This window comes from Pseudomonas sp. NFACC56-3, from assembly GCF_900100025.1.
In the GTDB taxonomy this organism is placed as follows: domain Bacteria; phylum Pseudomonadota; class Gammaproteobacteria; order Pseudomonadales; family Pseudomonadaceae; genus Aquipseudomonas; species Aquipseudomonas fluorescens_AA.
The window spans coordinates 112,197-129,682 of the sequence record NZ_FMTK01000012.1 but is presented as its reverse complement, the minus strand read 5'-3'; the positions used below and the strand labels follow the sequence as shown (position 1 = coordinate 129,682).

Sequence of the window (17,486 nt, the reverse complement as noted above, 5' to 3'; positions counted from 1 at the left end):
ACAGGCGACATCTTTGTTGAATGTCTGTGCGCTATCGCTGCCAGGCCAGCTCCCACAAGGGATGTAGTGTTCTGACTGACATTGCTCCGACGTAAATCTGTATTTTCCTTAGAAGAACCGCACACTCAAGGGTGTGCAGGTTCTCACTGCGTGAGATTGCGTTATGGATGGTATTTTCCTGCAGCAACTGGTCAACGGCCTGACCCTCGGGTCGGTCTATGGCCTGATCGCCATCGGCTACACAATGGTCTATGGCATCATCGGCATGATCAACTTCGCCCATGGCGAGGTTTACATGATCTCCGCGTACCTCGCGGCGATCAGTCTGGCTCTGCTGGCATACTTCGGTATTGAATCCTTCCCTCTGCTGATGCTGGGTACCCTGGTCTTCACCATCATTGTCACGGCGGTGTATGGCTGGGTCATCGAGCGTGTCGCCTATAAACCTCTGCGTAACTCCACCCGACTGGCACCGCTGATCAGCGCCATCGGTATTTCGCTGATCCTGCAAAACTATGCACAGATCGCCCAGGGCGCGAAGCAACAAGGGGTTCCAACCTTGCTGACGGGAGCCTGGCGTGTCGAAGTCGGCACCGGGTTCGTGCAACTGACTTACACCAAGGTCTTCATCCTCATCGCTGCGTTTGCCGGGATGGCCTTGCTGACCTACGTCATCAAGTACACCAAGCTCGGCCGCATGTGCCGCGCGACCCAGCAAGACCGCAAGATGGCCTCTATCCTGGGGATCAACACCGACCGTGTGATTTCCTACGTATTCATCATTGGTGCAGCGATGGCGGCCCTGGCCGGCGTGCTGATCACCATGAACTACGGCACGTTCGACTTCTATGCCGGCTTCATCATCGGCATCAAGGCGTTCACCGCCGCGGTACTCGGCGGGATCGGCTCACTGCCTGGCGCGATGCTCGGCGGGATCATTCTCGGGATCTCCGAGTCGCTGTTCTCCGGCCTGGTCAATTCGGACTACAAGGACGTCTTCAGCTTCTCGCTGCTCGTTCTCGTTCTGGTCTTTCGGCCCCAAGGCCTGCTTGGCCGTCCTCTTGTGTCGAAGGTGTAAGCGATGTCTTCAACCACTCATAAAACCATTGATATCAAAAGAAGCCTGGTTGACGCGATTCTTGCCGGTCTGGTTGCCCTCATTGTGTTCGGTCCGATTGTTGGCGTGGTCCTCGACGGCTACGGTTTCAATCTGGAAACGACCCGAGTGGCGTGGATTGTTGCCATCGTCATGGCTGGCCGCTTTGCCCTGAGCCTGTTCCTGCAAACGCCCAAGGGCCTGAAAATTCTTGAAGGCTTTGAAAGCAGCGGTTCCGGGGTTCATGTTCTGCCGCCCGACTACAAGACCCGGCTGCGCTGGATCATTCCGCTGGTGATCGTCATCGCTGTGGTGTTCCCGTTTTTCTCCAACTCCTATCTGCTGGGCGTGGTCATCCTCGGGCTGATCTACGTGCTGCTGGGCCTGGGCTTGAACATCGTGGTCGGTCTGGCCGGCCTGCTCGACCTGGGTTACGTAGCGTTCTACGCCATCGGTGCCTATGGGCTGGCGCTCGGTTATCAATACCTGGGGCTGGGGTTCTGGACGGTACTACCACTGGCGGCGATCACGGCGGGGTTGGCCGGCTGCATCCTCGGCTTCCCGGTGCTGCGCCTGCACGGTGACTACCTGGCGATCGTGACCCTGGGCTTTGGTGAAATCATCCGGCTGGTCCTCAATAACTGGCTATCCCTGACCGGCGGCCCGAATGGCATGGCGGCGCCGTTGCCCACTTTCTTCGGTCTGGAGTTCGGTAAAAGGGCGAAGGATGGCGGCGTACCTTTCCATGAGTTTTTCGGCATCGCCTACAACCCGGACGTGAAGTACTACTTCATCTACGCGGTGTTGTTCCTCGTCGTGCTGGCCGTGCTGTACATCAAGCATCGCCTGACCCGCATGCCGGTCGGTCGCGCCTGGGAAGCCTTGCGCGAAGATGAAATCGCCTGCCGCTCGATGGGCCTGAACCACGTATTGGTCAAGCTCTCGGCGTTCACCATCGGGGCCTCGACGGCCGGCCTGGCCGGTGTGTTCTTCGCCACTTACCAAGGCTTCGTCAATCCGACATCGTTCACCTTCTTCGAATCGGCCCTGATCCTCGCCATCGTGGTGCTGGGCGGCATGGGCTCGACCATCGGCGTGGTAATCGCGGCCTTCGTGCTGACCGTGGCGCCGGAGCTGCTGCGGGGGTTTGCGGAATACCGGGTGCTGCTGTTCGGCATACTGATGGTGTTGATGATGATCTGGCGCCCCCGCGGCCTGATTCGCATCAGCCGTACCGGTGTGACGCCGCGTAAAGGAGTAGCGCCATGAGCGAAGTCGTACTCTCAGTCGAAAACCTGATGATGCAATTCGGTGGGATCAAGGCCCTCAGTGACGTCAGCCTACAGGTCAAGCGCAATTCGATCTTCGCCCTGATCGGCCCCAATGGCGCGGGCAAGACCACGGTGTTCAACTGCCTGACCGGTTTCTACAAGGCCACGGGCGGCAAGATCGAGCTCAACGTGCGCGGCGAGCAAACCAACGTCATCAAGCTGTTGGGAGAAGCGTTTCGCCCGACGGACTTCGTCTCGCCGAAGTCCTTGGCCAGCCGGCTGTACTACAAGATGTTCGGCGGCACCCACCTGGTGAACCGCGCCGGTTTGGCACGCACCTTCCAGAACATTCGCCTGTTCAAGGAAATGTCGGTGCTGGAAAACCTGCTGGTGGCCCAGCATATGTGGGTCAACCGCAGCCTGCTGGCGGGCATCCTCAACACCAAGGGTTACCGCAAGGCCGAAAGCGATGCGCTGGACCATGCCTTCTATTGGCTGGAGGTGGTGGACCTGGTGGACTGCGCCAACCGCCTCGCTGGGGAGCTTTCCTACGGTCAGCAACGGCGCCTGGAAATCGCCCGGGCCATGTGCACGCGCCCGCAGATCATCTGCCTCGACGAACCGGCTGCCGGCCTCAACCCTCAGGAAACCGAAGCGCTGAGCGCGATGATCCGGCTGCTGCGCGACGAGCATGATCTGACCGTGGTGCTGATCGAACACGACATGGGCATGGTAATGAGCATTTCCGATCACATCGTGGTGCTGGACCACGGCAACGTGATCGCCGAGGGCGGTCCCGAGGCGATTCGCAACGATCCGAAGGTGATCGCGGCCTACCTGGGTGCCGACGAAGAGGAACTGGTATGAGTGGGCCTATCCTCGAACTCAAGGAGCTGGACGTGTTCTACGGGCCGATCCAGGCCCTGAAAAAAGTCTCGATGCACATTGGCGAAGGTGAAACCGTGAGCCTGATCGGCTCCAACGGCGCCGGCAAGTCCACGCTGCTGATGTCTATCTTCGGCCAGCCCCGTGCGGCGGGCGGACAGATTATCTACCAGGGCGTGGACATCACCCACAAGTCGTCGCACTACATCGCCTCCAATGGCATCGCGCAGTCGCCGGAAGGGCGACGGGTATTCCCGGACATGACCGTCGAGGAAAACCTGCTGATGGGCACCATTCCCATCGGTGACAAATACGCCAGCGAAGACATGCAGCGCATGTTCGAGCTGTTTCCGCGGCTCAAAGAACGGCGTAACCAGCGGGCCATGACCATGTCCGGTGGCGAGCAGCAAATGCTCGCCATCGCCCGGGCATTGATGAGCCGGCCCAAGTTGTTGCTGCTCGATGAGCCGAGCCTGGGGCTGGCGCCGATCGTGGTGAAACAGATTTTCGCCACCCTGCGTGAACTGGCGTCCACCGGGATGACCATCTTCCTGGTGGAACAGAACGCCAACCACGCCCTGAGGTTGTCGGACCGGGCCTATGTGATGGTCAACGGTGAAATCCGCCTGACCGGCACCGGCAAGGAACTGCTCGCCAACGAGGAAGTGCGCAACGCGTACCTGGGCGGGCATTGAGGCGACTGATGTAATGAAAAAAACCGGCGAGAGATCGCCGGTTTTTTTATCCCTCCAAACCACCACCCGCCCTTGTGGGAGCGAGCTTGCTCGCGATAGCGGCAGGTCAGCCGACATCGATGTTGATTGAGCCAAACCTATCGCGAGCAAGCTCGCTCCCACAGGGGGCTTTGTATGTTTTTCAGAATTGTGGACAACAATCCTGAGCCCCTGCGAAACCGCGACATAAAGTCGCCGCAAACAGTTGTTTTGTCACGGTTTTGACTTGTCCCCGTTTGCTGTGGAGCTGGCTGTGGGTAACGTGGGAGTAGCTGGCTGCAAGCCTTTGAATACGTGGCTTGCAGGGCTATGATCATTTTTTGATCAGGCGTTTTTGGTCAAGCGGGAGCGGCTGTTGTCAACACTTTTATGAGCACGGCAATGGACTCGAAAGCGTGTGGGCAAGCCTGTGGATAAGTCTGTGACTAAACTCTGGAAAGACCGCGCTGAGGGCCGTCGTTACTGGCTTGGAGCCATCGCCTATTTTGCGCTGGCTTATAGCAGATAACGTGCGCTGCACAACCTCTCTTGCAGGGTCAAGCGAAAAAATTTTCCAAATACCCCGAAAAGCCTTATGCACAGCGGCCTGCGGGATTTTCACTTGCCCCCGATTACTGTGGACGTGCCTGTGGATAAGGTGCGGGCAACCGGCTGCGGGCCTTGTTGGGAAAGGCTTGGCGTGGATTGGTTGTTTTATGAGCAGCCGTGGCCAAAAGCTCATGCGCAAGCCTTGCCCCTGGCGTGCCAGGCCGGGCATGCTGTGGGCCGATTTCCATTCAATGGCTTTTGCAGTTCAAACAAGGAGAACACGATGTCTGACACCCTGTTTATCACTGGCGCGACGTCCGGTTTTGGTGAAGCCTGTGCCCGTCGGTTTGCCGAGGCCGGTTGGAAACTGGTGCTGACCGGTCGTCGTGAAGAACGCCTCAATGCCCTGTGTGCCGAGTTGTCGAAGCAGACCGAAGTCCATGGCCTGGTCCTGGATGTGCGTGATCGCAAGGCCATGGAAGAGGCCATCGCCAACCTGCCACCATCCTTCGTCAAGTTGCGTGGGCTGATCAACAATGCCGGCCTGGCCCTGGGCGTCGACCCGGCCCCCAAGTGCGACCTCGATGATTGGGACACCATGGTCGACACCAATGTCAAAGGGCTGATCTACAGCACACGCCTGCTATTGCCGCGGCTGATCGCCCACGGCCGTGGAGCCGGGATCGTCAACCTGGGTTCCATCGCCGGCAACTACCCGTATCCGGGCAGCCACGTGTATGGCGCGAGCAAGGCGTTCGTCAAACAGTTCTCCCTGAACCTGCGTTGCGACCTGCAAGGCACCGGCGTGCGGGTGAGCAACATCGAGCCGGGCCTGTGCGAGAGCGAGTTCTCCCTGGTGCGCTTCGGTGGCGACCAGGAGCGCTACAACGCGACTTATGCCGGCGCCGAGCCGATCCAGCCACAGGACATCGCCGATACGATTTTCTGGGTGCTCAACACACCGGCGCATATCAACATCAACAGCCTGGAGCTGATGCCGGTGAGCCAGACCTGGGCCGGGTTTGCCATCGAGCGCAACAAGGCTTGATAGGGTGGACATCTGTGGCGAGGGAGCTTGCTCCCGTTCGGCTGCGAAGCAGTCGTCAGCTTTGGGGCTGCTACGCAGCCCAGCGGGAGCAAGCTCCCTCGCCACAGGAGCGTTACACCAAGTAATCGGCCAGCCCGCGATAGCAGGTCAGCAGGTGATACGGCGTGGTGGACGGCATGTCCCGGCGGCTGACCATGCCGTCGGCGTCCAGGCATTCGTTCCAGCCCCTGGCATGCAGGAAGTGTTGCTGCAAAGCCTGCAATTGACGCAGTAACACCCCCTGGTTGCCAGGGCGTAATGTCAGTGCCCGCAGGTACTCGGCCTGAGCCCAGATGCGTTGGGTGGCATCGCGCGGGCTTGCTTGTGGTTCCGGGTCCAGCATCGCGCACACGGCGCCGGATTCCGGATCGACGCCGCGTTGTTGGGTATGGTCGAAGCTGCGCTCCAGGGCGGTGTGCAGCTTGCCGTTGCGCAACAGCGGCGATGAAGCCAGCAAGTAATACCATTCGAACTGGTGGCCCGGCTCGAACCAGTTATCCACAGCCTTGAGCGGTTTTTCCATCATGACCCGTTGCTGCGGCTCGATGAAATGCTTGGCCATCCCGTCGCACAAGCTCAGCAATGCTTGACGGACGGTGGCCTCCTCGCGGACCGAGAGCGTGGCGAGGAAAGCTTCGGCCAGGTGCATCAAGGGGTTTTGCAACGGGCCGGAGCCGGTCGTTGACCAATCGCGCTTGAGGCTGGCTTCGTAAAGCCCGTCTGCGCTGGCAAAGCGTTGGGCGATGACTTCCAGGCTGGCGTTGAGCACCGACTCCACCAGCGGTTCGCGGACCTTGTCCCAGTAATGGGCGCAGGCGAACAGGATAAAGGCGTGGGTGTAGAGGTCTTTGCCGGTGTCCAGCGGCGCGCCTTGGGGGTCGATGCTGTAGAACCAGCCGCCATGTTCGGCATCGTGGAAATGCCGTTGCAGCGAGCGGAACAGGGCACTGGCCCGCTCCTCGGCCTCGGGGACTTCGCCAATCAGGCTGGCGAACACATACAACTGTCGCGCACAGGCCATTGCGCGGTAGCGCTGGGGCGGCAGCGGCGCATGTCCGGCATCCAGGGATTCATAGGGCAGCGCCAGTTCGGCATTCCAACCCGGGCCTTGCCACATCGGCACGATCACGTCGTGAAAATGCTGACGCACTGTTGCGAACAGGGCGATCAATTCAGGCTGGGGGGCGGGGCGGGAAGCATCAGGCATCGGCGGAGGTCGTCACGGCTGGGGGCGATTGCGCGACATGGTAGCAGAGTGACCGACTCCAGAGAGGTGGCACCTGTAAGTCCGTCATCGCGAGCAAGCTCGCTCCCACAGGGGCCAGTGCACACCGCGAACAAACTGTGGGAGCGAGCTTGCTCGCGATGGCGGCCAGGCAGGCGCTAAAGAATCAGCTGGCCAACAACCACACCCCGGCCCCCGCCGAAGCCGCCCCGGCCAACCTGACCAATGGCGCCGCCGCTTGCGGCAACACCCGCACCAGCGCAAAACCTGCGCCATGCAGCGCCGCCGTGGCCGCGACGAAGCCTGCCGCATAGGCCCACGGGCTCGACATGTCCGGCAGTTCCAAGCCATGGGCCACGCCATGGAACAGCGCAAACAGGGCGGTTGCACCGACCGCCAGGCTCAACGGCGGACGCACCGCCAGTGCCACCGCCAGGCCCAGGGCGAGCACCGAGGCGGCGATCCCGCTTTCCAGCGCCGGCAGGTCCAGGCCTTCAAAGCCCAGCAGGCCGCCAAGCAGCATCGTACCGACGAAGGTGCATGGCAGTGCCCAGCGCGCGGCGCCTTGTTGTTGCGCAGCCCACAAACCGACCGCCAGCATCGCCAGCAAATGGTCGAGCCCGCCGATGGGGTGGCCGAGGCCGGCGATCAGGCCGTTGTCGCCGTGGCCGGGGTGAGCGAAGGCCAGGGCCGGGGTCAGCAGCAGGGCGAAGGCGCCGAGAATGCGTTTGAACGTCATGGATAAGCTTCCTTGTTGTCAGTCGAAAAATCAGGCGGCGCTCAGCAGGCCCTGGCGCTCGATGAAGGCGATGATGTCGTCCAGGCCTTGGCCGGTCTTCTGGTTGCTGAACACGAAAGGCTTGCCGTTGCGCATCCGTCGGGTGTCGCTGTCCATCATCTCCAGGGATGCGCCCACCAGGGGTGCCAGGTCGATTTTGTTGATGACCAGCAGGTCGGATTTGCAAATGCCCGGCCCGCCCTTGCGCGGCAGCTTGTCGCCGGCCGAGACGTCGATCACATAGATCGTCAGGTCCGACAGCTCCGGGCTGAAGGTCGCCGACAGGTTGTCGCCGCCCGATTCCACCAGGATCAGGTCCAGGCCCGGGAAGCGCCGGTTCAACTGGTCCACCGCTTCAAGGTTGATCGACGCATCTTCGCGAATCGCCGTGTGCGGGCAGCCGCCGGTTTCCACGCCAATGATCCGCTCCGGCGCCAAGGCCTCGTTGCGCACCAGGAAGTCGGCGTCTTCGCGGGTGTAGATGTCATTGGTGACCACCGCCAGGTTGTAGCGTTCACGTAGAGCCAGGCACAGGGCCAGGGTCAGGGCGGTCTTGCCGGAGCCCACCGGGCCGCCGATACCGACGCGCAGAGGTTGTGTATTCATGTGTGTCTCCTAGGAACGGAACAGACGGCTGTACTGGCGCTCATGGGCCATGCACGCCAGGGACAGGCCAAACGCGGCGCTGCCGTAATGATCGGGGTCGATGTTCGAGGCGTCGTGCTGGGCCTGTTGCAACAGCGGCAGCAGTTCGCTGGTCAGGCGCTGGGCCGCTTGCTGGCCCAGGGGCAGGGTTTTCATCAGCACCGCCAGTTGGTTTTCCAGCCAACTCCACAGCCAGGCGGCGAGGGCGTCCTGGGGGGCGATCTGCCAGGCGCGGGCGGCCAGGGCCCAGCCCAGCGCCAGATGCGGCTCGCTGCGCTGTTCGAGAAAGCCTCGCGCGGCGTGGTCGAGTTCCGGCAGGCCTGCGAGCAATTGCTGCAACGAGTAGCCCATCTGCCGGCTCTCCTGATACAGCTCGCGGGTCTCCCGGCTGGCACGGTGCTCTTCGCAACGTCGCAGCAGCGCATCCCAATCGTCAGCGGCGGCTGCGGTGCAGTGCGCCAGCAGCAAGGGCGCTTCGAAGCGTGCCAGGTTCAGCAGCAATTGATCGCTGATCCAGCGCCGCGCATCGTCGGGGTTTTTTACCTGGCCATTGTCCACCGCCATCTCCAGCCCCTGGGAATAGCTGTAGCCGCCAATCGGCAGCTGCGGGCTGGCCAGACGCAGCAGCGCCCAGGCCGGATTCATGTGCGCACGCCAAACTGATGCAGGCGCGGCGCGTAGTTGAAGTCTTCGTCGCCGTGCCGGGAATGATGATGGCCGCCGCCATAGGCACCGTGTTCTGGCTGGAACGGGGCTTCGATGGATTCGACGCTGGCGCCCAGTTGCTCGAGCATCGCCTTGAGCACGTAGTCGTCCAGCAGGCGCAGCCAGCCATCGCCCACTTGCAGGGCCACGTGGCGATTGCCCAGGTGATAGGCGGCGCGGGTCAGTTCGAAGGCGTTGGCGCAGGTGACGTGCAGCAATTGTTCGGCGCGGGCGCGGACGCGCACGATGCGCCCGTCTTCGGCCTGCAGGCATTCGCCGTCGTACAGCGGCGGCTGGCCTCGTTCCAGGAACAACCCCACGTCTTCACCTTCGGCACTGAAACAGCGCAGGCGGCTTTTGCTGCGGGCGTCGAAGGTCAGCTGCAGCTCGGCGTCCCAGCGCGGTTGAGTGTCGATTCTGCGGTGGATCACCAGCATCGGAGTGCTTCCAGCAATGAACGGTGCTGTGTTTAGAGCAAGGGGCTTGCCAATCGAAGAAGGTGTAGGAAATAGCTGGGATGGCGTTTCAGGATGGGGCGGATTGCGTGCCATATTGGTGCGCGACGGGGTGTTGTGCACCATTTCACGGCATGCACAAAAAGAACCTGTGGGAGCGAGCTGGCTCGCGATTGCGGTCTATCAGTGGCATCAATGCTGACTGACCCAACGCTATCGCGAGCCAGCTCGTTCCCACAGTGGGTACATCCGGGTCTATTCGGTACTGCCCAACCCTTGCCAATGCTTGAGGCCAATGAAGATGAACCGCAGTTGCTGGGTAATCTTCGCCTGGGGTGTGAGGTGTTCGGGGAGGGCTTGGGCCGGTGGGTCGATGATGTCCGGCAGGGTGGCGAACACGCTCTTGACGATGAGGTCGGCCATCACGCTCAGGGCGGCCAGGTCCAGGTGCTGCAGCTTGGGCATCAAGGCCAGGTCGGCGGCCAGGTCCGAGCTGATGCCTTCGCGCAATTGGGCGATGGCCTGGCGCACCGGCAGGGAGCCGCCGTATTGCTCGCGGGCCAGGAACAGGAATTGGGATCGATTGGCTTGTACCACATCGAGAAAGATCCGCACCGACGCATCGATAATGCCGCCCATGACGAACTCGTTGTGGCGTACCAGGCGGATGGTCTCGCGGAAGGTCTGGCCGACTTCGCTGACCAACGCCAGGCCCAGTTGGTCCATGTCCTTGAAGTGCCGGTAGAACCCGGTGGGCACGATACCTGCCGTCCTGGCGACTTCCCGCAGGCTCAGGCTACCGAAGCCCCGGCCGCACTCCATCAAATGACGGGCTGCGTCCATCAGGGCAATTCGGGTCTGTTGTTTCTGTTCGGCGCGGGGCAGCATCGCAGGGCTGGCTTCTGGTCACGGGAGCGATGCACTCTAGCAAATCGGCTTTGTCGACGTCGAACGGTAGAGAGGGATCGGGCGAGGAAAACGAGGGGTTTGAAAAGTCAAAAGCCCGATTGCAGGAATCGGGCTTTTTTCAAGGCCGCCATGGGCTTAGCTCACGGAGCCGTTGCGTTCGATCACACGGTCACCACCGTCAGCTGCCAAGGCTTCGCCCAGTGGTGTGCGGTCGGAGCCACCTTCGGCCAGGGATTCGCCCAGCGGAGTGCGGTCGGAGCCACCTTCGGCCAGGGATTCGCCCAGCGGAGTGCGGTCGGAGCCACCTTCGGCCAGGGATTCGCCCAGCGGAGTGCGGTCAGAACCACCTTCAGCCAAGGTTTGGCCTTGTGGCGTGCGGTCAGAACCACCCTCGACCAGGCCTTTTTGTTCCAGACGTTCACGTCCGCCTTCAGCAACAGTCTGGCTGTAGACAGAATGGCTGTCCTTGACCTGTGGCGTGGCTTGTTCGGAGGCTGGCAGCGCGAAGGCGGTAGAGGCCAGCAGTGAAAGTGAAAGACTCATCAGTAATTGGCGTTTCATGATCGTTGCTCCTTGGAGGGGCGATAAAGTGGGTACGAGGGCAATGCTACTCTCGATAAGTCGATATAAAAGTTCAAAAACGCAATGGTAATAATCAACGGAATTGATTGTTCCGGGCGAAGGCTCTAGAACGGGCGTTTCCGGGGTGCGGTTTTGCACTGTGATGGGTATTTTGTACCCATTTGTGACTCGTAAATGTGCGGGCGCGGTAACAGTTTGTTGGCTGATCGGTCAGGATCCCGGCATTTTTTTTGTGCCGTTCATCGGCACCTGTTGGTCGTTTCATCAGTCCAACCTTTCATGACAAACCCACTGCAGGTTCGTCTTTCCAACAGCGCCGTGGTTGCGGACGCTGACTTGTCATCAGGAGCCTTGTGCATGACGCGCACCTCGAAAATCCTCGCCTGGAGCTTTGCCAGCCTTGTTGTCCTGCTGGCGGTGCTGGTCCTGGTCATCGCGTTCTTCGACTGGAATCGCATCAAGCCCCCGCTCAATGCCAAGGTTTCCGAGGAGTTGCATCGCCCCTTCGCCATCAACGGCAACCTGGCGGTGGTCTGGCAGCGCGAACCGGGGGAAGGTGGCTGGCGCGCGTGGTTGCCGTGGCCCCATGTGGTGGCCGAAGACTTGAGCCTGGGGAACCCGGACTGGTCGAAAACCCCGCAAATGGTCACGCTCAAGCGTGTCGAGCTACGCGTTTCGCCCTTGGCCTTGCTGGCCCGGCGAGTGGTGATTCCGCGCATCGACCTGACGGAGCCCGATGCCAACCTGCAGCGCCTGGCGGACGGTCGCGCCAACTGGACCTTCCAGTTCGACCCGAAGGATCCGGACGCCGAACCGTCCAGCTGGGTGGTGGACATTGGCGCCATCGGCTTCGACAAGGGCCACGTCACCCTCGACGACCAGACACTCAAGACCCGCCTGGACCTGTTGATCGACCCGTTGGGCAAACCCATTCCGTTCAGCGACATCGTTGGCGACAAGGCCGCCAAAAAAGCCCAGGACCAAGGCGCGACGCCGCAGGACTACGCGTTCGCCTTCAAGGTCAACGGGCAGTATCACGGGCAAAACCTGAGCGGCTCCGGCAAGGTCGGTGGCTTGCTGGCCTTGCAGGATGCGTCACAACCCTTTCCGCTCCAGGCCCAGGCGAAGATCGGCGACACCCGCATCGAACTGGCTGGCACCCTCACCGACCCGCTGAATCTCGGGGCCCTGGACTTGCGCCTGAAACTGGCCGGCAAAAGCCTCGCTCATCTCTACCCACTGACCGGCGTGACCTTGCCGGATTCGCCGCCTTACGCCACCGATGGCCGCTTGATTGCCAAGCTGCATGAGCCGGGTGGGGCGCTGTTCCGCTACGAGGCGTTCAACGGCAAGATCGGCGACAGCGATATCCATGGCGACCTGGCCTATGTCGCCAGCCAGCCGCGGCCGAAACTCAGTGGTGCGCTGGTCTCCAATCAACTGCTGTTCAGCGACCTGGCGCCGCTGATCGGTGCGGACTCCAATGCCGAGCAAAAGGCCCGGGGCGGCGCCAGCAAACAGCCGACCGACAAGGTCTTGCCCGTGGAAGAGTTCCGCACCGAGCGCTGGAGCGTGATGGACGCCGATGTGGAGTTCACCGGCAAACGCATCGTTCACAGCGAACAATTGCCGTTCAACGACCTTTATACCCACCTGGTGCTCAATGATGGGCAGTTGAGCCTGGAGCCCCTGCGTTTCGGCGTAGCCGGTGGCCGCCTCGATGCGCAGATCCGCCTCAACGGGCACACCCAGCCCCTTGAAGGCCAGGCGAAGCTGACGGCGCGAGGGTTCAAGCTCAAGCAGCTGTTCCCGGGTTTTGAACCGATGAAAACCAGTTTCGGCGAATTGAACGGCGATGCCGACATCACCGGGCGCGGCAATTCGGTGGCGGCGCTGCTGGGCACGGCCAATGGCACGCTGAAAATGCTCATCAACGATGGCGCCATCAGTCGGGAATTGATGGAGCTGGCGGGACTGAACGTCGGCAACTACGTGGTGGGAAAAATCTTTGGCGACAAAGAAGTGAAGATCAACTGCGCGGCGGCGGACTTCGACATCAAGACGGGCCTGGCGACCACGCGCCTGTTCGTGTTCGACACGGAGAACGCGATCATCTACATCGACGGCACGGCGAACATGGCGAGCGAACAACTGGACCTGACCGTCACCCCCGAGTCCAAGGGCTGGCGTCTGATTTCCCTGCGCTCGCCGTTGTACGTGCGCGGCCCGTTCGCCAAGCCCGCCGCTGGCGTCAAGGCCGTGCCCCTGATGCTGCGCGGTGCCGGGATGGTGGCATTGGGGGTGATCGCCGCGCCGGCGGCCGGGTTGCTGGCGCTGGTGGCGCCCAGTGGCGGAGAGCCGAACCAGTGCGCGCCGCTACTGGAGCAGATGAAGGCGGGCAAGGCGCCGGTGACGGTCAAGCCTACCCGGTAGCCCGGTTGTACGGTAAGGCGGCTGGCCTCATCGCGAGCAAGCTCGGCTCCCACAGGTTGACCGCATTCTTTCAGACAGAATGCAGTCCCCTGTGGGAGCCGAGCTTGCTCGCGATTGGGGCCTGAAGGCTCTTACAGATCGGCCAGGATGTCGGCCATGTCATCGGCATGCTCTTCTTCCTGGGCCAGGATGTCCTCGAAGATGCGCCGGGTGGTCGGGTCTTTTTCGCCGATGTACTGGATGATTTCCCGGTAACTGTCGATGGCGATCCGTTCGGCCACCAGGTCCTCGTACACCATTTCCTTGAGGGTGTTGCCCGCGACGTATTGGGCGTGGGAATTGCGGGTCAACAGGTCGGGGTTGAACTCCGGCTCGCCGCCCAGCTGCACGATGCGCTCGGCGAGTTTGTCGGCGTGTTCGGCTTCCTGGTTCGCGTGCTCGAGAAACTCACTGGCCGCCACGCTGGCCTTGAGGCCGGTGGCCATGAAGTAGTGACGCTTGTAGCGCAGCACGCAGACCAGTTCGGTGGCCAGCGCTTCGTTGAGCAGGCGGATGACTTCCTGCCGGTCGGCGCCATAGCCTTCGGTCACTGCGCCGTTCTGCACGTTCTGCCGTGCACGTTCGCGAAGGGTGGTTACATCGGATAAGTGCATGTCGCTCATCTCGTTCTCCTGGAGGCTGATCCGGTTGGAGCGTCACGCTCTGCTGGCGCGATCACTTCTTAGGTGGAGTGAGGAACGAGGCAAAAAGTTTAATGAAATGTGTCAATGCAATTCCCATGGGGAGGCGCAGCTTTCGGCAGTTCCTAGGCCTGCGACATCGCAAGCACCGGAGGAAATCCTGACAGCCGCGCTTCCTCTCCCAGCCACTGGAAAAATGCCCGCACCGGCGGATGGCGTTCACGGCCCGGGACGCACAGGGCGCTGTAGCCGGCGCCATCGATCTGGACGTCCGGGCGATAGCCCACCAGCAAGCCGCTGGCGATGCTTTCCGACGCCAGGATATTGCTCGCCAGCACCAGGCCCTGCCCGGCAATCGCCGCTTGCAAGGCGTAATGCTCCTCGTCGTACTCGCGCATGCATGGCTGCCGGGTGAGCCAGGTTTCCCCAGCCTGGGCGCACCAGGCATCCCAACCATGGGCGTACAGTTTGGAGTTGTGCCAGCGCACGCTGATCAGCGTCGGCGGCTGCCGGGCTGCCAGGGCCACTTGTTCAGGCGAGCCGTAGACCCCGAAGCTTTCATCGAACAGGCACATGCCGTACAGGTTCGGATAGGCCTCCAGGCTGTAGCGCACCACCAGGTCGACGCTGGCGTCCTGGTGCAGGTCGATCACTTCGCAATGGGTGTCCAGGCGCACATTGATGTTCGGGTGACGCGCATAAAAGCGCCCCAGGCGAGGCACCAGCCACAGGGCGGCAAACGCGGCGGTGGTGGACAGGGTCAGGTGGGTGGTGCTGCGTTGCGGGCGCAGGATGTCGACGCTTTGCGCCACCTCCAGCAAGGCCCCGTGCAGGCTGTGGAACAAGCGTTGCCCACCTTCGGTGAGGCGTACCTGGCGTGGCAGGCGGTCGAACAGCATCAGCCCCAGCCAGCTCTCCAGCGCTCGAATCTGATGGGAAACCGCCGTCGGCGTGACCGACAACTCCGCCGCGGCCGCCTTGAAACTGAGCAGCCGCGCGGCGGATTCGAAGGCACGCAATGCGTTGAGCGGCAGGTTGGCGAACATTTGAATTCTCCTGAGGTGCGATGGATGAAATTAACTCATCCAGATGAACTAACGCTCATTTGTCTGAAGCTCGCTCTGAGCTTCAAGCTGTAAGGCACAAGCAATGTTTGATGGTAGCCGCAGGAAAGGAGATTCAGATGAGCAAGATTCTTGTAGTGCATGGCAGCCCTCGTGGCGAGCGTTCTCATTCCCGGCGCCTGGCCGAGACTTTTGTCTCGGCATGGCAGGCCGCCCATCCGCAGCCCCACGTGACCCGTCGTGAAGTCGGACGCACCGTGATTGCGCCGGTCAACGAAGCCTTTATCGCCGCGGCGTTCTACCCCGAGCCCCAGGCTCGACCGTTGATCATGCAAGCGGACCTGGCTCTGAGCGATGCCTTGGTCGAGGAGCTGCAAGCCCATGACCGACTGGTGATCTCCGCGCCCATGCACAACTTCAGCGTGCCCAGCGGCGTGAAGGCCTGGATCGACCAGATCGTGCGCATCGGGCTGACGTTCAACCACCGCTTGGACAACGGCGTGTCGCACTACGAGCCGCTGGTGCTGGGCAAGAAGGCGCTGATCGTGACCAGCCGCGGCGATTTCGGTTTTGGCCCCGGCGGCCCACTGGAGAGCATGAACCACGCCGACACGCTGTTGCGCACCGTGCTGGGGTTTATCGGTATCACCGATGTAACGATGGTGGCGGCCGAAGGCGAAGAGTCGGCCGAGCGCAGTTTCGCGTTGTCTTGTGCCGAGGCCGAGGAGCGTCTGCTCGCGCTGGCGCGGACCTTTTGAAGCGGCCCAACGGGCGCAAGCGCGCTCGCCATGGACGCCTGCACGTACATGAAGTGACACGGGTGTCATAGACGGGTCATCATCGGTACGGATGCTGATCCCTCTTGATCACAAGGATGTCGCCATGTCGCAACGTTGCGCTACTCGTTACCCGCTGGTATTGGTCCCGGGCATGCTCGGGTTCATACGCCTGGTGTTGTATCCGTACTGGTATGGGATCGTCTCGGCGTTGCGTCGCGGTGGGGCCGTGGTGGTGGCGGTGAAGGTTTCGCCGTTGCACTCGTCCGAGGTGCGTGGCGAGCAGTTGCTGGCATTGATCGACGACATCCTGCGGCAAACCGGTGCGCAGAAGGTCAACCTGATCGGCCACAGCCAGGGCAGCCTCACCGCCCGTTATGCCGCCGCCAAACGCCCGGACCTGGTGGCGTCGGTCACGTCGGTGGCTGGCCCCAACCATGGCTCCGAACTGGCCGATTACCTGCAGGCCCACTACCCGGCCGACAGTGCCAAGGGGCGTGTGCTCAGTGCCGTGTTGCGCCTGATCAACGCCCTGATGAGCCTGCTGGACACCGGCTATCGCGGGCCGAAGCTGCCAGTGGATATCCAAGCTTCCCACGCCTCCCTGACCACCGCCGGGGTGGCGCTGTTCAATCAAGATTATCCACAGGGCCTGCCGGTTACCTGGGGCGGGCAGGGGCCGGAAGAGGTCAATGGCGTGCGCTATTACTCGTGGTCCGGCACCTTGCAGCCGGGCAAGACCGATAAGGGGCGCAATCTGTTCGACGGCACCAACCGCACTTGCCGTTTATTTGCCCGCACCTTTGTCAGGGAGGCGGGACAGTGCGACGGCATGGTCGGCCGCTGCAGCTCACACCTGGGCACGGTCATCGGCGATGATTATCCGCTGGACCACTTCGACATCGTCAACCAGTCGCTGGGGCTGGTGGGCAAGGGGGCCGAGCCGGTCCGGTTGTTTGTCGAGCATGCGCAGCGGTTGAAGGCGGCCGGGGTGTAGGGGGGCGGATCGAGTTGTCTGCCATCGCGAGCAAGCTCCCACAGGGGATTTGCAGCGCTCGGCCCATTGTGGGAGCGAGCTTGCTCGCGATGGGCGATAGACCAGGCACAGCGGATCCAACAGATGAAGGTGTAACAGGCTTTGTCTACACTGCACCTCATCGCCGTACCCTCGTGCGGCAGCCAGGAGAAACACCATGAAGATGCTGCGTGTGCCTTTGTTGATGATCGGTTTGCTGCTGTGTTCCCAAGGCTTCGCCGCGACGGCGCAGCAGACCAAGATGACCACCTGCAACGCCGACGCCACCGCCAAGGCGCTCAAGGGCGACGAGCGCAAGGCGTTCATGAGTACCTGCCTCAAGGCTGCACCGAGCACCCCGCAGGAACGCATGAAGACCTGTAACGCCACGGCCACCACCCAGGCCCTGAAGGGTGATGCCCGCAAGGCGTTCATGAGTGAGTGCCTGAAGAAAAAATAAGGGCTGGGTTTTTCTAGCCTGTGAGGGCCTTATCGCGAGCAAGCTCGCTCCCACCATGGACCGGACACTACAAATCCATGGTGGGGCGAGCTTGCTCGCGATGGGGACGGCACGCACTGCAAAAAAACAGCTGAACCCTGTCCAGGATCGGTCGATAC

At 61.8% G+C, this 17,486-nt stretch carries 18 protein-coding genes; 9 read left to right on the top strand and 9 right to left on the bottom strand.

The window, feature by feature from the left end; translation table 11 throughout:
• The first annotated feature begins 163 nt into the window (after nucleotides 1-163).
• The 5 genes from BLO80_RS17550 (at nucleotide 164) to BLO80_RS17525 (ending at nucleotide 5,562) form a co-directional block, all read left to right on the top strand.
• Nucleotides 164-1,078 carry an ABC transporter permease subunit gene (locus BLO80_RS17550; protein WP_092333192.1) on the top strand — a complete coding sequence of 305 codons (915 nt, stop codon included), beginning with the start codon at nucleotides 164-166 and terminating at the stop codon, nucleotides 1,076-1,078.
• A 3-nt stretch (nucleotides 1,079-1,081) separates the two neighbouring features.
• The gene (livM, locus tag BLO80_RS17545) at nucleotides 1,082-2,365 is read left to right on the top strand and encodes a high-affinity branched-chain amino acid ABC transporter permease LivM (protein ID WP_092333190.1); all 1,284 of its coding nucleotides are present in this window, start codon (nucleotides 1,082-1,084) and stop codon (nucleotides 2,363-2,365) included.
• Nucleotides 2,362-3,234 (top strand): ABC transporter ATP-binding protein, encoded by an 873-nt coding sequence (locus BLO80_RS17540; protein WP_092333188.1) that lies wholly within the window; start codon nucleotides 2,362-2,364, stop codon nucleotides 3,232-3,234. The genes livM and BLO80_RS17540 overlap by 4 nt, the downstream gene beginning before the upstream one ends.
• Nucleotides 3,231-3,947, top strand: a complete 717-nt coding sequence (locus BLO80_RS17535) for an ABC transporter ATP-binding protein (RefSeq protein ID WP_018606262.1) — start codon at nucleotides 3,231-3,233, stop codon at nucleotides 3,945-3,947. The genes BLO80_RS17540 and BLO80_RS17535 overlap by 4 nt, the downstream gene beginning before the upstream one ends.
• An 850-nt stretch (nucleotides 3,948-4,797) precedes the next feature.
• Nucleotides 4,798-5,562, top strand: a complete 765-nt coding sequence (locus BLO80_RS17525; RefSeq protein WP_092333186.1) for an SDR family oxidoreductase — start codon at nucleotides 4,798-4,800, stop codon at nucleotides 5,560-5,562.
• A 112-nt stretch (nucleotides 5,563-5,674) separates the two neighbouring features.
• On the opposite strand, the gene BLO80_RS17520 is transcribed toward BLO80_RS17525, so the two are convergent.
• The 7 genes from BLO80_RS17520 to BLO80_RS17490 all read right to left on the bottom strand — a co-directional run bounded on the left by BLO80_RS17520 (nucleotide 5,675) and on the right by BLO80_RS17490 (nucleotide 10,879).
• A complete protein-coding gene (locus tag BLO80_RS17520; RefSeq protein WP_092333184.1) occupies nucleotides 5,675-6,808 on the bottom strand; it encodes an AGE family epimerase/isomerase in 1,134 nt (377 codons plus the stop codon).
• A gap of 184 nt (nucleotides 6,809-6,992) precedes the next feature.
• A complete protein-coding gene (locus tag BLO80_RS17515) occupies nucleotides 6,993-7,565 on the bottom strand; it encodes a HupE/UreJ family protein (RefSeq protein WP_092333182.1) in 573 nt (190 codons plus the stop codon).
• Nucleotides 7,566-7,595: 30 nt separating this feature from the next.
• Nucleotides 7,596-8,210 carry an urease accessory protein UreG gene (gene ureG, locus BLO80_RS17510; RefSeq protein ID WP_060739393.1) on the bottom strand — a complete coding sequence of 205 codons (615 nt, stop codon included), beginning with the start codon at nucleotides 8,208-8,210 and terminating at the stop codon, nucleotides 7,596-7,598.
• A 9-nt stretch (nucleotides 8,211-8,219) separates the two neighbouring features.
• Nucleotides 8,220-8,894, bottom strand: a complete 675-nt coding sequence (locus BLO80_RS17505) for an urease accessory protein UreF (RefSeq protein ID WP_092205335.1) — start codon at nucleotides 8,892-8,894, stop codon at nucleotides 8,220-8,222.
• A complete protein-coding gene (ureE, locus tag BLO80_RS17500) occupies nucleotides 8,891-9,391 on the bottom strand; it encodes an urease accessory protein UreE (protein WP_092205336.1) in 501 nt (166 codons plus the stop codon). The genes BLO80_RS17505 and ureE overlap by 4 nt, the downstream gene beginning before the upstream one ends.
• 273 nt (nucleotides 9,392-9,664) lie before the next feature.
• Complete coding sequence (locus BLO80_RS17495; protein ID WP_092333180.1) at nucleotides 9,665-10,297, bottom strand: TetR family transcriptional regulator; 633 nt, start codon at nucleotides 10,295-10,297, stop codon at nucleotides 9,665-9,667.
• A 156-nt stretch (nucleotides 10,298-10,453) separates the two neighbouring features.
• Complete coding sequence (locus BLO80_RS17490; protein ID WP_092340948.1) at nucleotides 10,454-10,879, bottom strand: hypothetical protein; 426 nt, start codon at nucleotides 10,877-10,879, stop codon at nucleotides 10,454-10,456.
• A 378-nt stretch (nucleotides 10,880-11,257) separates the two neighbouring features.
• On the opposite strand from BLO80_RS17490, the gene BLO80_RS17485 reads away from it, so the two are divergent.
• A complete protein-coding gene (locus BLO80_RS17485) occupies nucleotides 11,258-13,333 on the top strand; it encodes an AsmA family protein (RefSeq protein WP_092330992.1) in 2,076 nt (691 codons plus the stop codon).
• 131 nt (nucleotides 13,334-13,464) lie between these two features.
• On the opposite strand, the gene BLO80_RS17480 is transcribed toward BLO80_RS17485, so the two are convergent.
• Together BLO80_RS17480 and BLO80_RS17475 are read right to left on the bottom strand one after the other, a co-directional pair.
• The gene (locus BLO80_RS17480) at nucleotides 13,465-13,995 is read right to left on the bottom strand and encodes a ferritin-like domain-containing protein (protein WP_092171445.1); all 531 of its coding nucleotides are present in this window, start codon (nucleotides 13,993-13,995) and stop codon (nucleotides 13,465-13,467) included.
• Nucleotides 13,996-14,138: 143 nt separating this feature from the next.
• Nucleotides 14,139-15,059, bottom strand: a complete 921-nt coding sequence (locus BLO80_RS17475; protein ID WP_092330995.1) for a LysR substrate-binding domain-containing protein — start codon at nucleotides 15,057-15,059, stop codon at nucleotides 14,139-14,141.
• A gap of 137 nt (nucleotides 15,060-15,196) precedes the next feature.
• Here BLO80_RS17475 and BLO80_RS17470 point away from each other — a divergent pair, with 137 nt between their 5' ends.
• The 3 genes from BLO80_RS17470 to BLO80_RS17460 all read left to right on the top strand — a co-directional run bounded on the left by BLO80_RS17470 (nucleotide 15,197) and on the right by BLO80_RS17460 (nucleotide 17,328).
• A complete protein-coding gene (locus BLO80_RS17470) occupies nucleotides 15,197-15,835 on the top strand; it encodes an FMN-dependent NADH-azoreductase (RefSeq protein ID WP_092330998.1) in 639 nt (212 codons plus the stop codon).
• Nucleotides 15,836-15,959: 124 nt separating this feature from the next.
• On the top strand, nucleotides 15,960-16,850 hold the full coding sequence (locus BLO80_RS17465; RefSeq protein ID WP_092331000.1) for an esterase/lipase family protein: 891 nt from the start codon (nucleotides 15,960-15,962) through the stop codon (nucleotides 16,848-16,850).
• Nucleotides 16,851-17,046: 196 nt separating this feature from the next.
• A complete protein-coding gene (locus BLO80_RS17460) occupies nucleotides 17,047-17,328 on the top strand; it encodes a PsiF family protein (RefSeq protein WP_092331003.1) in 282 nt (93 codons plus the stop codon).
• Nucleotides 17,329-17,486: the final 158 nt, after the last annotated feature.

What these genes read in the sequence shown, in the direction of transcription:
- BLO80_RS17460 (WP_092331003.1), top strand. Translation starts at nt 17,047, where the DNA reads ATGAAGATGCTGCGTGTGCCTTTGTTGATGATCGGTTTGCTGCTGTGT.
- BLO80_RS17470 (WP_092330998.1), top strand. Translation starts at nt 15,197, where the DNA reads ATGAGCAAGATTCTTGTAGTGCATGGCAGCCCTCGTGGCGAGCGTTCT.
- BLO80_RS17520 (WP_092333184.1), bottom strand. Translation starts at nt 6,808, where the DNA reads ATGCCTGATGCTTCCCGCCCCGCCCCCCAGCCTGAATTGATCGCCCTG.
- BLO80_RS17495 (WP_092333180.1), bottom strand. Translation starts at nt 10,297, where the DNA reads ATGCTGCCCCGCGCCGAACAGAAACAACAGACCCGAATTGCCCTGATG.
- BLO80_RS17465 (WP_092331000.1), top strand. Translation starts at nt 15,960, where the DNA reads ATGTCGCAACGTTGCGCTACTCGTTACCCGCTGGTATTGGTCCCGGGC.
- ureE (WP_092205336.1), bottom strand. Translation starts at nt 9,391, where the DNA reads ATGCTGGTGATCCACCGCAGAATCGACACTCAACCGCGCTGGGACGCC.
- BLO80_RS17515 (WP_092333182.1), bottom strand. Translation starts at nt 7,565, where the DNA reads ATGACGTTCAAACGCATTCTCGGCGCCTTCGCCCTGCTGCTGACCCCG.
- BLO80_RS17535 (WP_018606262.1), top strand. Translation starts at nt 3,231, where the DNA reads ATGAGTGGGCCTATCCTCGAACTCAAGGAGCTGGACGTGTTCTACGGG.
- BLO80_RS17485 (WP_092330992.1), top strand. Translation starts at nt 11,258, where the DNA reads ATGACGCGCACCTCGAAAATCCTCGCCTGGAGCTTTGCCAGCCTTGTT.
- livM (WP_092333190.1), top strand. Translation starts at nt 1,082, where the DNA reads ATGTCTTCAACCACTCATAAAACCATTGATATCAAAAGAAGCCTGGTT.
- BLO80_RS17490 (WP_092340948.1), bottom strand. Translation starts at nt 10,879, where the DNA reads ATGAAACGCCAATTACTGATGAGTCTTTCACTTTCACTGCTGGCCTCT.
- BLO80_RS17480 (WP_092171445.1), bottom strand. Translation starts at nt 13,995, where the DNA reads ATGAGCGACATGCACTTATCCGATGTAACCACCCTTCGCGAACGTGCA.
- BLO80_RS17540 (WP_092333188.1), top strand. Translation starts at nt 2,362, where the DNA reads ATGAGCGAAGTCGTACTCTCAGTCGAAAACCTGATGATGCAATTCGGT.
- BLO80_RS17505 (WP_092205335.1), bottom strand. Translation starts at nt 8,894, where the DNA reads ATGAATCCGGCCTGGGCGCTGCTGCGTCTGGCCAGCCCGCAGCTGCCG.
- ureG (WP_060739393.1), bottom strand. Translation starts at nt 8,210, where the DNA reads ATGAATACACAACCTCTGCGCGTCGGTATCGGCGGCCCGGTGGGCTCC.
- BLO80_RS17475 (WP_092330995.1), bottom strand. Translation starts at nt 15,059, where the DNA reads ATGTTCGCCAACCTGCCGCTCAACGCATTGCGTGCCTTCGAATCCGCC.
- BLO80_RS17525 (WP_092333186.1), top strand. Translation starts at nt 4,798, where the DNA reads ATGTCTGACACCCTGTTTATCACTGGCGCGACGTCCGGTTTTGGTGAA.
- BLO80_RS17550 (WP_092333192.1), top strand. Translation starts at nt 164, where the DNA reads ATGGATGGTATTTTCCTGCAGCAACTGGTCAACGGCCTGACCCTCGGG.